This is a genomic window from Rhizobium leguminosarum bv. viciae (assembly GCF_012276115.1).
GTDB lineage: Bacteria > Pseudomonadota > Alphaproteobacteria > Rhizobiales > Rhizobiaceae > Rhizobium > Rhizobium leguminosarum_T.
This window is the reverse complement of record NZ_WIEU01000004.1, coordinates 179,233-192,137: the sequence shown is the minus strand read 5'-3', so window position 1 is coordinate 192,137 and position 12,905 is coordinate 179,233. Positions and strand designations below refer to the sequence as shown.

Here is a 12,905-nt window from a genome sequence, read left to right as displayed (position 1 = left end):
TCTCCTTCCATTCACGGCAGCATGTCCGTGTCCTCAATCATCCGAACCTCTCACATCAGGAGGATTACCATGGCAACGTCGGAGCGCCCCTCCTTTGTCGTCCACTGGAGCGAGATCGAACGGCCAGACGACTCGCATTATGACGATGACAACGAATTGATGAGCATCGGTGCGCCTTTCGGACGCTATTTCGGCCTGGAGAAATTGGGCATTCATCACGAGCGCTTGCCGCCTGGCCGGCGCACATCCTTTCCGCATGCCGAAAGCGCCGAGGAAGAATTCGTCTACGTCCTCGAAGGCGCGCCCGACGTCTGGCTCGATGGCCATCTCTATCGGCTGAAGCCCGGCGACGCCGTCGGATTTCCTGCCGGCACCGGGATCGCCCATAGTTTCCTCAACAACACGCAAGCCGAAGTGCATCTCCTCGTCGTCGGCGAGCGCCACAAGACCGAAAACCGCATTTTCTACCCGCTCCACACTCACCGCAGACCGCTGCATAATGATTGGTGGGATGACCATCCCACTCACGCCCTCGGTCCGCATGACGGGATGCCGGATCTGGTGCGGGAAGCAAAGGGCCGAGGAAATAGCGAATAGATCAGCCTGGCCGATAGCCGGCCGCAATGGCGGCTTCGCGCAAAGCGGAGACCAACGCTTGCTTGAGCTTCGACAGTTATCAACTCACGCCAGCCAACCGCAACAGCTCGTCATTTTCCTGCGCAACGCCTTCCGTCAGCCGGGCGGCGGCAATCGCGGGAAGCCAGGCCAGAATGGCGCCGACCTCCGATCCGGTGACCGAGGCGTAAGCTTCGACATAGCCCATCGCCCGGTCCGGCATCGCATGGTGCAACAACACGTATGTTCGGCAGACATCGGCCAAAGGATTGCCGCAGCAGGCGTCGAGCCAGTCGACGATCATGAACCCCTGCCCCGACCCGTGGATATTCCATGGGTGAAAATCGCCGTGACACACCCTGTCGCCATCCGCAAGAGAATCGAGTTTCGACAGGAGCCGCTTTCTGGACGCAGCATCCAAGCCCTCGGCTCGCCGGATCCTGGCGGAAAGCCTGGCCATGAGAGACGGCAACCCGTCGCCGGGTTTTTCGTGAAGTCTTCGATGCAGTTGGGCCATGTCTTCAAGCGGCGCGCTTCCTGCCGTCGAGACGAATTGGTCGGCAAAACAGGAGCTGGGCGCGCGATCCATCAACACGCCCCAGCGCCCATCGAATGCACCGACCGCGTGGACCATTGGCGCCGGCAGCGCAAGCCTCTCAAGGATCGACAGGTTCGCGGCCTCCCTGAATGACGACGCCTTGGAGGCGGCTCGCCTGTACAGCTTCAGCGCCAAGGCGCCATATTCGAAGACCTCGGCCTCTTTACCCGAACCAAGGATCCGACCGATTTCGGTCATTGCGGTGCCTCCATCTGAAGTCAGGACAGCTCGCGGAATTGTCGCGATCACCGTCATCACAATCTGCCATATCGGCGAAAACAGTGGAACGAATGTCGAGGCCTGCTCCCGCCGCCACAAGATCGGCTCCACACTGATTTTATCGCCGGATTAAAGCGCATCGCGGCGTGCCGATCGCGCAGGCTGACAGGATCATCCCCGTCAAGTCAAAACAAAACCCGTCAGTTGGACGTGTCATTCCCTTGTCGCACATCGGCCCGCCGCATATCTTCTCGGCAGCGGCCGCGCTCCGATATCAGGGCAGCCATGGCGGAACCACATCGAGCCACCATGGCGGATGCCTCACGATGAAAGGCAATCCGCCGCATCTAAGATTACTCGTTTTCGCAGTATGCCGAGAGCATTGCGATCGCGGCGCTGAGCCGCGCATGATGACGTTCATTGCAACGGATCGGAGCCCAAATGTCCATCGCCGCTTTGCCTGAACCGCCATACTACATGGTCAGTTTTTCCTCTCAACGAACAAAGGTCGACAACGGCTATGGCGAGATGGGTTATGCGATGACGGAACTCGCAAAACAGCAGCCGGGCTATCTGGGCTTCGAAAGCGCACGCGGGGCAGACGGTTTCGGCATACTCATCTCGTATTGGAAGGATGAGGACAGCATTCGAGCCTGGAAATCCGTCGTCGATCACGTTGAGGCGCAAAATCGCGGTCGGTCAGACTGGTATACTCGGTATGAAATCCGTATTGCGCTCGTCGAGCGAGCCTATGGATTCAATATTGAAGAGACATGAGTTGGCTCGTTGGAGCGAGTTCTGCGACAGCCCAAGAGCAGATTCTATCTCCTCATGCTCAGATGCTAAATGACTTCACGGCCGAATTGGCGAAGCGCGTTATTCGCCTGCCGGCACCTCCCCCGCTTAAGAGAAGACGGAGGACGCGGTAGCGGTCTCGCCCTCCTAAACTTATCCTCTGTAAAGCGACTGACAGGCCTACCGCGCAAACCTGCGGGCGCCGGCGACGCAGAGGATGACGGCAACGGTCACGGCGAGCATGGCTGAGGTCACGGGCTCGTGCAGCAGGGTTGCGGCAAGCGCCAAGCCGAAGAACGGCTGCAGCAGCTGCAGTTGGCCGACGGCCGCGATGCCGCCTTGCGATAGGCCGCGATACCAGAAGATGAAGCCGATCAGCATGGAAAACAGCGAGACATAGGCAAGGCCGAGCAGCGCCGGCGTTTCGATGCCGGAGAAGGTTGCCGGCCGATGGAAAAGCGCGACCGCGACCGTCACCGGCAGCGACAGCACCAGCGCCCAGGAAATCACCTGCCACCCGCCGAGCGTGCGCGAAAGCCTGCCGCCTTCGGCATAGCCGAGGCCGCAGACGATGACCGCCGCCAGCATCAGCAGATCGCCGACCGGCGAGGCCGTCAGGCCCTGCGTCAATGCGAATCCCGCCACCAGCGCGCTGCCGAGAACGGAAAACAGCCAGAATGCCGGCTTCGGCCGTTCTCCGCCACGGATCACGCCGAAGATCGCCGTTGCGAGCGGCAGCAGGCCGATGAAAACGATCGAATGAGCTGACGTGACATGCTGCAGCGCCAACGCCGTCAGCAGGGGGAAGCCGACAACGACGCCGAGCGCGACGACCGCCAGGGAGAGGATATCACCTCGGCTCGGCCGCTTCTCTCTGAAAGCAATCAGCAGGCCAAGCGCGAGAAAGCCGGCGATCGCCGCGCGCGCCACGGTGAGGAAAACCGGATCGAACTGCATCACCGCCACGCGCGTCGCAGGCAGCGATCCGCTGAAGATCACCACCCCGATAAAACCATTGATCCATCCCGATGCCATGCGGTCCATGATGCGCAGCACTCCTTCATTCTGACTCTTATCGGCCAACACGGATGGTCATGATAGTGACAATCTGATACGATCTTGCCAAACTGTAGTGATGCAGAAAGCAATACAGATGAACGAGGGACGCACACGCGTGGAGATGGTCGTCGCGACGATCCGGCAGCGCATCGCCGGGCGTAGCTTGACGCCGGGCTCAAGACTGCCTTCCGTCCGGGGGCTGGCTGCGACGTTGAAGCTGTCGACTTCGACCGTCGTCGACGCTTATGAGCGGTTGGTCGCCGAAGGCGCGATCCTGGCAAGACCAGGCTCGGGATTCTACGTCGCCAACCAGGCAGCGCCCTTTGCGCTTGCCGAGACTGGCCCGAAGCTCGACCGCGCGGTCGATCCGTTCTGGATATCGCGGCAATCGCTGGAGGCCGGCGAAGCCGACCTGAAGCCCGGCTGCGGCTGGCTGCCGCCCTCCTGGCTGCCGGAGGACGGCATGCGCCGCGGGCTCAGAACACTTGCCCGCGCCGACGGGCCGGCGCTCGCCGATTACGGCTCGCCGCTCGGCGTGCCGCAACTGCGCCAGCTGATTTCGCGGCGCATGGGTGAACGGGGGATCGAAGCCTCTCCCGACCAAATCATGCTGGCCGATTCCGGCACGCAGGCAATCGATCTGCTCTGCCGTTTCCTGCTGGAACCCGGCGACACCGTGCTGGTCGACGATCCCTGCTATTTCAATTTCCATGCGCTGCTGCGCGCCCATCGGGCAAAGATCGTCGGTGTGCCCTACACGCCGTCCGGTCCCGATATCGATGTATTTGCCCAAATCGTCGCCGATGAACGTCCGCGGCTCTACATCACCAACTCTGCCATCCACAATCCGACCGGCGCAACCTTGTCTCCCGTTACGGCTCACCGGGTTCTAAAACTCGCCGACCAGTTCGACCTGACCATTATCGAGGACGATATCTTCGCCGATTTCGAATATACGCCGGCACCCCGCCTTGCCGCCTTCGACGGGCTCGAGCGAGTCATTCACATCGGCAGTTTCTCGAAGACCCTGTCAGCCTCGGCCCGCTGCGGTTTCGTCGTGGCGAAACCGGAATGGATCGACGGCCTGACAGACCTGAAGATCGCCACCTCCTTCGGCGGCGGGCGGCTGACGGCGGAACTGGTGCTGAACGTCTTGAGCGATGGCAGCTATCGCAAACACATGGAGACGCTGAGACACCGGCTCTCCCGGGCGATGTGCGAGGTCTCGGCCAGACTGAAGAATCTCGGCATAACGCCCTGGCTGGAGCCCCAGGCCGGGATGTTCCTCTGGTGCCGGCTGCCCGAAGGCATCGATGCGGCTGATGTGGCGCGGGCCGCATTGGAAAGGAGGATCGTTCTGGCTCCCGGAAATGCATTCAGCCTGTCGCAATCGGCAACGAATTTCATGCGTTTCAACGTGTCACAGACGCTCGATCCGCGGGTGTTCGAAGCGCTGAGCGACATCCTGCAGAAAGAGAGGCATTAGACATAAGGGGCCTCTTCGGCGGCAATCGTCCTCGTACTGGTGGCCATCTGCGTAAGACGACGCGGGGAACACAGTCGCCTGCCCGCTATGCCTCATATACATATTCATTTTTCTTTAAATGCAGAGTGTTAGAATTCGCACATGCCGAACGATCACCAAGTCTGGAACTTTGGCCTGATCATTACTCCGAAGAAGGTATTCCATGCGCAAGCCAAACGTTCGGACCTCGCTGACAATTATCAATGTAACGTTTGCATTCATCTTCCTGAGCTTTGGGCTGTTTTCCCTCAGGAGCGTGCAGCAGGTTAACCAGGACACGACGGCAATCGCCAAAAACTGGCTGCCGAGTGTTTCGGTAGTCCGCAATATCGGCTTCGAGTTGGAGCGCATGAAGTTTGCCTACGCCAACCATATCATGTCGATCAGCGACCAGGCCATCGCTGCCGCAGAAGTAACGATTACCTCTCAGCGCACTGAGCTTGACAAAGCGATTGCAGCTTATCGGCCGCTTATATCCTCGCCGCGCGAAAGCCAATTGCTGCAGCAGATCGAGGAACAGGCCGCCAGCTACCAGAAATCGTCCGAGCCTATGCTGGAAAAGTCCCGCAAGAACGATAACGATGTTGCCAAGACGATCTTCTATTCCGACATGGAGCCATACGTCGATCGCGCGGAAGAATTGGCCAATGAATTGCTGACGATAAACGTTGATGGCTCCGAAGCGTCCTATGAAAACAGTCAATCCAAGTACTTGGATATTCTCTGGACGACTTGGGCGTTCACGGCACTTGTGCTTGCAATCGTTGCTGGCGCGATCTCCTATGTAGCAATCCAGATCTCGCGTCCGATCAAGAAGATCACGCAATCGATGACCGGGCTGGCCGCGGGCGACACCGGCACGCAGATTCCCTATTCCAGCCGCACGGACGAAATCGGTGCGATGGCGGCGGCGGTTGAAGTCTTCCGGCAGACGGCGCTTGCCAAGATCGGAGCCGATGAAAATATCGAAACGAATCGGGTGCTGACGGAATCCGAGCGGCAGCGCCGCGAGCAAACCGAGCGCGCGAGGGCTGCGGCCATGGCGCAAGCCACGAACGGATTGGCAGAGAGCCTGAAGCAACTTGCCGGCGGCGACCTCACCGTTCAGATCAGCGAGCCTTTCGATGCAGATTTCGAGGGCCTGCGCCAGGATTTCAACAGCACCGTCGCAAAGCTCTGCCAGACCCTCGCCGAAGTGGCGGGATCGGCCATCAATATCGACGGCGGCTCGAATGAAATCGCCAATAGTGCAAACGACCTGGCGAAACGAACCGAACAACAGGCAGCGGCGCTGGAGCAGACAGCCGCGGCTCTCGATGAGATCACAGCCAATGTCGCATCCGCCTCCAAGCGTGCCGAGGAGGCGCGTGAGGTAGCCGCGCAAGCGAATACCGGTGCGACGACATCAGGCGAAATCGTCAGCCAAGCGGTCCAGGCCATGAGCCGGATCGAGCAGTCCTCCAGCCAGATTTCCAACATCATCGGAGTGATCGACGAGATCGCGTTCCAAACCAACTTGTTGGCCCTCAATGCCGGTGTCGAGGCGGCGCGGGCCGGCGAGGCAGGCAAGGGATTTGCAGTGGTGGCGCAGGAAGTCCGCGAATTGGCGCAACGCTCCGCGCAGGCCGCCAAGGAAATCAAAACGCTGATCCAGGCATCAGCGGGAGAAGTCGCGGCCGGTGTCGGATTGGTCTCGAAAACCGGCGAAGCGCTGAAAACCATTGGCGGGCTGATCGTCTCCATGAACCGACATGTCGAGGCAATCGCCGTCTCCGCCCGCGAACAATCCGTTGGACTTGCGGAAATCAACACGGCCGTCAACAGCCTCGACCAGACCACGCAGCAAAACGCAGCCATGGTCGAGGAGGCGAGCGCCGCTTCCGTATCGCTTGCCGACGAAGGCGCCACGCTTCGCCGGCTGATCAGCCAATTCAATCTAAACGATATCGCGCAGAACCGCACTTACGCGCTTCGCAGGACGGCTTGAGCCGGAGGACGATCGCATCGCGAAGCACGGAGTCTACCGGCTTCGCGAACAGGAATGCCGGCCACAGCCTCCCTGCGCGACCGTCGATGCTGGTCCTAACTGACGTTGCTGAGCAGGAACCGAGCGCAGCCCGCCCCCTAATCCCGCCATCGACCATCAGAACGACCGGTGAACCGCCTTGTCGTTGGCAAGACGCGTCACGCAGCCTTCGAGCTTGGCGAGCAGCAGATCGAAGTCGAGCGGCTTCGTCAGATAGTCCGCCGCTCCGCCGCGCAGGCCGGCCAGCGTGTTTTCCCGGTCGGTCAGGGCCGTCAGCAGGATGAAGGGGATATTGGAGAGCTCCGGGTGATTGATCTGAATTTCCGCCAAAAGCTGGTGCCCGTCCATGACAGGCATCGAAATGTCGCTGATGACGATATCGGGCCATTTCGACAGGATCATTTCCAGCCCTTCGGCGCCGTTCGAGGCCTCGAGCGTCTTGTAACCGGCTTCGCTCAATTCTTCGACGAGGAGATTCCGGATCTCGACTTCGTCTTCTATGCACAGAACTGTAACCATGACTCTTCCTTAAGCTGCGACTTGTTGATCCGACAATAGAAACGCTATTGGCAGAAGAATGGTGAATGTTGTGCCTTTGCCGAGGTCGCTCGTCACTTCGACGGTACCGCCATGCAGTTCGACGACCTGCTTGACGACGTTGAGGCCGATGCCGGTGCCGGCAATACCCGTCGCGCTGCGGGCACGGTAATAGGGCTGGAACAGCTTCGGCAGATCCTCCGCATCCATGCCGATGCCGCTGTCGGAGATGGCAATTTCCACCGTCTTCTCGTCGGTTCGGGCGCGAAGATGAATATCAGGCGCGTTCGGCGAATATTTGACGGCGTTCGAAATCAGGTTGGTGAAGACCTGTTCCATCGCGCTGCGGTCGAATGTCAATACATCAGGTATGGGCTCGATATCGAGATGGAACACATGCGAGCGGCTGAGCTGGCGCTGTCTGTCGCAGCAGGTGACGAGTACCGCTTTCAGATCGCCTTCGCTCCGCTTCAGTGTGATCTGTCCGGTTTCGAGCCGGCCGCTGGCGAGGATGCTCTCCATCAGATCGACCATGCGCACGACTGCGCTGCGGATCACGCCGGCTTTTTCGAGAACGTAATCACCGCTGACGTTGGTCGTCGAGCGGCAGAGCCGCTGAGCAGCGGCGTCGATGATGGCGAGCGGCGTGCGAAACTCGTGCGAGGCCATGGCGACGAACTGGCGCTGGAGAGCATTCACCTGGCGTTCGTGCACCAGCAGGCGATCCAGCTCCTCGCTCTGCCTTTCGATCTCGGCCGTTCGATCGGCCACCATCTCTTCGAGATGGTTGCGGTGGTGGGTGAGCTGCGCCTGGCTGTCCAGCAGGGTCAGCGAGGTGCGATGCAGACCTCGTCCGAGCCAGAAGACGATGGCAATCAGCAACGCCAGGCAGCCAAGTCCCGCCGGCGCGATCTGCTGAAGCAGCATAAATCCGGGCAGGATAGGCGGCCACACGAGATAGCCGATCGTGCCGCCGTCATGGGACGGCACAGGCACTTGCGCCCGCTCGTCCTCCCCTTTCCAAGGCGCGAAATGCAATCCTTCGAGCCGCGCATAATGGGCGATGCTTTCGACAGCTTTCCCATCGATGAACTTGACCGAGATGGCGATGAACTCTTGGCCCGCCTCGATCTGCATCCGAGTTGAGCTCGGCAGAATAGGACGCGCGCTGGCAATTGCCGGCCGGTTGCCGATCATGATCGTCCAAACCTTGGCCAGTTGCCCGAGCGCCTCTGTGCCGGGCTTTGCAACCCGCCCGACGAGAACGGCGCGCATCTCTCCGGCAAGAGCGGTCATTTCTCGGCCGTCGTCGTCACCGAGCCGCGGCGGCATGGCATCCGCGCCGTCGCGGAACGCAAACATCAGGCGATTGGTATCGTCGAAGATATAGGTCCTGTCGTGCCCGAAATACCGGCTCGTCCACCGGCCGACATTATCGAGCAGCCATTCATGGTTCCGCTGCTTGGCGTAAAGGAAGGCATCGTCCCATTTGGTGACGCTTTCCTGCTCCCGGGGAAGGGCCGCGATCTGCTCTTCCAATCCGTGGCCGACGAAGTCGGCCTGCCGGCGCAGCGAGAGATCATCGACCTTCACCGCGGCGAGCCACGCAAACCCGCACAGCAATGCTGCCGCCGCGCAGGTGAGCGTCACCAAGACGAATGTAATGTGGGATGTGAGCCCGACCTTCAATACCTGCAACCTTTTGATGGCGCCCGCTGCCTGGAAGTTGACACGTAAAGGTTGACGGACCGTGAATTATGCGCTCCCGTAAGGATCTGCGGCAGGTCTCAGATAGGCATTCCGCAATCGTTGAAGGAGAAGCGCATGGATGCAGCAGCATCGTCGGATACGCCAGGCATCAGGATCGAACCGATCGCTGCCGCCCATATCGACAGCTTTCATCATGCGCTCGACGTGGTCGCGCGGGAGAAAAAATACCTGTCCATGCTGGAAGCAACGCCCCTGCCGCAGACGCGTGAGTTCGTGATGGACATGATTGCGAAAGGCAATCCGCAATTCGTTGCCACCGCTGAAGGTGAGGTCGTCGGTTGGTGCGACATCAGCCGGTATTTCTTCCCGTCGCACGCCCATCGCGGCAAACTCGGAATGGGGATTCTTCCCGCCTATCGGGGCAAGGGTCTCGGACGACGGCTCATCGAGACGACATTGAGAGCCGCACAGAAAAGCGGTTTTGCCCGGGTCGAACTCGATGTTTACGAAGACAACGCCCGTGCTATCGCTCTCTACGAAAAGACGGGATTTGCCCGCGAAGGCATCGTCCGACGTGCGGCACGTATCGATGGCCGGTTCATCGATGCGATCAGCATGGCGCTTTTGTTCGATGAGCGCGGCTTCTCATAGATCCTGGTATCGCCGTCGATTTTTGGCTCTAGCAAGCCGACAGAGCCGAAGCGGCCGTCGCCCTCGGCAGCAGACGGCTGAGGACGCAATTTTGCCTGATCACTCCGGTCCAGCCGAATTTCCTTGTCCAATCCGTATACGCACTGTGCGTCCAAACCATCAATCTCTATCCCAGATCGATGATCCTGAGCCGGTGTGCGACCGCCGCGGCGGCGCCCCGGCTGGGGACGGAAAGCTTGCTCAAAATGTTGGACACATGAACGCTCGCCGTTTTCGAGGAAATGAATAGATTCTTCGCGATCTCCCGATTGCTCTGGCCAGCCGCGACTAGCCGGAGAACCTCAAATTCCCGATCTGTCAGGCCGAGGGGCGCCTTCGGCGCCCCCTCATCCTCTTCATCTCGTAAATTAATACGAGCTTTTGCAGCGATGGCTTCAATCTGGTTGCCCAAAAGGCGGGCGCCGATCAAATGAGCAAGCTTCGCGCCGCGCCTGAAATGGCGTGCCCCACTCGCCCGCTTGCCGGCGTTCATTGCGGCGGCACCTGCCTGCATAAGGGCGTACGCCTGCCGAAAGGGCTGGTTCAATCCAGCCCAGCTTTGGGCAACCGCAGCCCATACATCGAGATCAGAAACCGTGGCGCGCGACATCTCAGCCAAAATCGCCAGCCTCTCGGTCTGCTCTACCATATTTCGGCATGGAGCCTGAGCGGCAAGCTCGGCCAGTTCCAGAGCAACCTCTCTCTGGTTCGTATCGACGGCAACGCGGATGGCGGAAGCCAGGAGCGGCCAACAGGCGCTCCCTCGCTTCTCCAGATGCGCCAGAGCAGATTTCACCAAAAGCGCCGACTGATCCATGTCACCTGATAACGCCGAGCTTTCAATGTCGAATCTCAGAAGGTTGGCCGCCATACGGCTGGCAACTTGAGGCCCCGGCGGGAGAGCGCGCAACGATCTTGCCGCTGCAGCAATTCGATCCGCATCCCCTAATGCCAAGGCGATCTCGGCTTGGCATTCGAAGACGTGAACAAGCCCCAATGGCAGCGGATCCAGCGCCGCCATCCGTTCGCATGTCTCAGTGGCTTCGGAGACATGGCCCAAGACCAAGAAGGCGCGGCAAAGGGGCGAACCGACCAGTGCTCCTATATACCGTGCCTGCCCGAGCTCGACCGTCCGCGCAAAAATTGCCGGTCCGATCTCAACGATCTGACCATATTCTCCTGCGTCGAGCAGCGCCTGCAGCAGTGCTGCGCCCGCAAGAATCTCGACTCGGCCTATGGACACCTGCTCCGCCCGCATTGCGACGGCCCGATGGGCATCGATGCGAGACACGTTCGGCGCCATGTCCAGCGACGCCGCAATGATCAGGGCCTCGATACGGTATTCCTGATCGTCGAGCCTCTCCGCCAAATCCCTCAGTTCCTCGCCCAAGCACCTGGCGCGATCGAACTCTCCCCGTAAAATCAGCGCACGGGAAAACTGCCCGAGGGCATCAGCGCGCAACCTTGTGGGACGGACTGCATGATCGAGCGCGCGCTCTAGGTCTGCGATCTCGCCTGGAAGAAGCGCGTGCTGACGCATTACCGCGCGCTGCAGAAGAAGCGCCGCCAATTGCTCGCCATCGCCGTCGGCATCCAGTGCGGCGAGTGCGCGTTCGACAAATGCGAGCCCTTGCTCCGCCTCCGCTGCCCAGCACGCGGCGTCAGCAGCGAGTTCCAACACCTTGCAATGGTCCACGCCGATCAATCCAGTCGCATCTTCGACCTCGGGCCACGCCGCTAACACGAGCTTCAGCATCTCCATCTGGTCAACATAGGCGAAAGTGGCAGCGGCTTCCGCCGCAGCATGCCAAGCCCATTTCAGGCAACGTTCTGCTTGGCCGGCGCCGTGCAGATGACGCGCGAGCGCTACGGAATGCCAAATCCGGTAGCTTGGAACCGGTCCGCGTTCGAGCACGTCGGCATAGAAGCGATGGATGGCCACCTTTTCGCCGGCGATCAGGTCGCCCCGCACAGCGTCCTGGATGAGCGCGTGGCGGAACGCATATCCATCACGATCGGCCGCGACGACCCCCGCCGAAATCGCGGGGCGCAACAATTGCGCGAGCTCTAGGTCAGGTTTGTTCGTCACGTTGCGAAGGAGCGAATGGGTAATATGCGGTCCGCCGAGCGCCAGCACTTTCAGCAGCTCGCCCGTGGATGCCGGCAGGTCTCTCACGCCTCTCAGCAGGTAATCGTTGAGCGAGCCTGGAACATCTGTGCGCAAGCTTCCGCTCGCATCGATAAGTGCCTCGGTGAACAGCGGGATTCCGCAGCCCCGCAAATACACGCTGTTAATCGTAGCAGGCGTTGGTGGCGATCCGAGCAGGCCCTGGAGCTGCACGGCGATCTCGGCGCGGGTGAGGCGAGGAAGTTTCAGCACTTCAGAACCCTCGGAAAGAGAGAGGTCCACGATGGTTGTCCGCAACGCGTTGGGGCCGTTCGCCTCCTCGGGTCGATAGGTGACGATCAGCATGAGCCGAATTTTCTTCAGCCGCGTCGAAAGAAAGCGAAGCAAATCGCAGGTTCCCTGATCGGCCCAGTGGATGTCCTCGATGATCAGGACGAGCGGCATCTCGCGCGCCAATTCCTCGAACAGCTTTCGAAGTGTCTCGAACAGCCGCGACCTTGCGATGCCCGCATCAAATCGCTCGGAGGTCTCGCCGAGTTCGGGAAGAAGCCACGCCAGTTCTCGGGCACCCTCGCCGTTGACAAGCGATCCGACTGCGGACTGGCCGCGCAGACGAACCAATTCATGCAATAGAGCTGTAACAGGCGCGTAAGGTAAGGCCGATTCCCGCTGCTCAATGCACCCACCTTTTAGGATCAGGGCCCGGCCTGAGAGTCGGTCGGCGAACTCGTCGACCAGCCGGCTTTTTCCGCCACCTGCTTCTGCCCCGAGAAGAATGCAACATTGCCGGCCGCCAGAGACATCTCGGAACGCGGTTTCCATGGAATTGAGTTCTGCGGCTCTGCCCGAAAACCGCGCCCTTTTACGGAAAGTCGACACAAAATGCTCCGATACCTGGAATTCGAGATTGCAGAGATGAAGCCATAATCATCCCATGTGTACAACCGGCAGCAGGCTGCGTCGGGACCGGCAGCAGGCTGCCGGTCCCGACGGTTAGCGCCGC

The 12,905-nt window shown here is 60.2% G+C and carries 10 protein-coding genes; 5 read left to right on the top strand and 5 right to left on the bottom strand.

The features are described 5' to 3' along the window. The first annotated feature begins 69 nt into the window (after nucleotides 1–69). On the top strand, nucleotides 70–597 hold the full coding sequence (locus tag GFM02_RS09320) for a cupin domain-containing protein (protein WP_168321498.1): 528 nt from the start codon (nucleotides 70–72) through the stop codon (nucleotides 595–597). A 79-nt stretch (nucleotides 598–676) separates the two neighbouring features. On the opposite strand, the gene GFM02_RS09315 is transcribed toward GFM02_RS09320, so the two are convergent. Then, complete coding sequence (locus GFM02_RS09315; RefSeq protein ID WP_168321497.1) at nucleotides 677–1,411, bottom strand: phosphotransferase family protein; 735 nt, start codon at nucleotides 1,409–1,411, stop codon at nucleotides 677–679. Nucleotides 1,412–1,873: 462 nt separating this feature from the next. On the opposite strand from GFM02_RS09315, the gene GFM02_RS09310 reads away from it, so the two are divergent. Then, nucleotides 1,874–2,209 carry an antibiotic biosynthesis monooxygenase family protein gene (locus GFM02_RS09310; RefSeq protein WP_062943321.1) on the top strand — a complete coding sequence of 112 codons (336 nt, stop codon included), beginning with the start codon at nucleotides 1,874–1,876 and terminating at the stop codon, nucleotides 2,207–2,209. A 198-nt stretch (nucleotides 2,210–2,407) separates the two neighbouring features. On the opposite strand, the gene GFM02_RS09305 is transcribed toward GFM02_RS09310, so the two are convergent. Beyond that, nucleotides 2,408–3,271 (bottom strand): DMT family transporter, encoded by an 864-nt coding sequence (locus GFM02_RS09305; RefSeq protein WP_168271312.1) that lies wholly within the window; start codon nucleotides 3,269–3,271, stop codon nucleotides 2,408–2,410. 88 nt (nucleotides 3,272–3,359) lie between these two features. Here GFM02_RS09305 and GFM02_RS09300 point away from each other — a divergent pair, with 88 nt between their 5' ends. Both GFM02_RS09300 and GFM02_RS09295 read left to right on the top strand, forming a co-directional pair. Then, nucleotides 3,360–4,772, top strand: a complete 1,413-nt coding sequence (locus GFM02_RS09300) for an aminotransferase class I/II-fold pyridoxal phosphate-dependent enzyme (RefSeq protein ID WP_168321496.1) — start codon at nucleotides 3,360–3,362, stop codon at nucleotides 4,770–4,772. 202 nt (nucleotides 4,773–4,974) lie between these two features. Continuing rightward, nucleotides 4,975–6,798, top strand: a complete 1,824-nt coding sequence (locus tag GFM02_RS09295; RefSeq protein ID WP_168321495.1) for a HAMP domain-containing methyl-accepting chemotaxis protein — start codon at nucleotides 4,975–4,977, stop codon at nucleotides 6,796–6,798. A gap of 156 nt (nucleotides 6,799–6,954) precedes the next feature. Here the strand turns inward: GFM02_RS09295 and GFM02_RS09290 are convergent, their stop codons facing one another. Both GFM02_RS09290 and GFM02_RS09285 read right to left on the bottom strand, forming a co-directional pair. Beyond that, a complete protein-coding gene (locus GFM02_RS09290) occupies nucleotides 6,955–7,356 on the bottom strand; it encodes a response regulator (protein WP_003560657.1) in 402 nt (133 codons plus the stop codon). A 9-nt stretch (nucleotides 7,357–7,365) separates the two neighbouring features. Further along, the gene (locus GFM02_RS09285) at nucleotides 7,366–9,063 is read right to left on the bottom strand and encodes a sensor histidine kinase (RefSeq protein WP_168321494.1); all 1,698 of its coding nucleotides are present in this window, start codon (nucleotides 9,061–9,063) and stop codon (nucleotides 7,366–7,368) included. 135 nt (nucleotides 9,064–9,198) lie between these two features. Between GFM02_RS09285 and GFM02_RS09280 the strand changes: the two genes are divergently transcribed. Next, entirely contained in the window at nucleotides 9,199–9,735 is a 537-nt protein-coding gene (locus GFM02_RS09280) for a GNAT family N-acetyltransferase (RefSeq protein WP_168321493.1), read from the top strand. A 166-nt stretch (nucleotides 9,736–9,901) separates the two neighbouring features. Here the strand turns inward: GFM02_RS09280 and GFM02_RS09275 are convergent, their stop codons facing one another. After that, nucleotides 9,902–12,781 carry an AAA family ATPase gene (locus GFM02_RS09275; protein ID WP_168321492.1) on the bottom strand — a complete coding sequence of 960 codons (2,880 nt, stop codon included), beginning with the start codon at nucleotides 12,779–12,781 and terminating at the stop codon, nucleotides 9,902–9,904. Between the last annotated feature and the right edge of the window lie 124 nt (nucleotides 12,782–12,905).

Coding starts and splice junctions, on each gene's coding strand:
- GFM02_RS09320 (WP_168321498.1), top strand. CDS start 70: ATGGCAACGTCGGAGCGCCCCTCCTTTGTCGTCCACTGGAGCGAGATC.
- GFM02_RS09315 (WP_168321497.1), bottom strand. CDS start 1,411: ATGACCGAAATCGGTCGGATCCTTGGTTCGGGTAAAGAGGCCGAGGTC.
- GFM02_RS09310 (WP_062943321.1), top strand. CDS start 1,874: ATGTCCATCGCCGCTTTGCCTGAACCGCCATACTACATGGTCAGTTTT.
- GFM02_RS09305 (WP_168271312.1), bottom strand. CDS start 3,271: ATGGACCGCATGGCATCGGGATGGATCAATGGTTTTATCGGGGTGGTG.
- GFM02_RS09295 (WP_168321495.1), top strand. CDS start 4,975: ATGCGCAAGCCAAACGTTCGGACCTCGCTGACAATTATCAATGTAACG.
- GFM02_RS09290 (WP_003560657.1), bottom strand. CDS start 7,356: ATGGTTACAGTTCTGTGCATAGAAGACGAAGTCGAGATCCGGAATCTC.
- GFM02_RS09280 (WP_168321493.1), top strand. CDS start 9,199: ATGGATGCAGCAGCATCGTCGGATACGCCAGGCATCAGGATCGAACCG.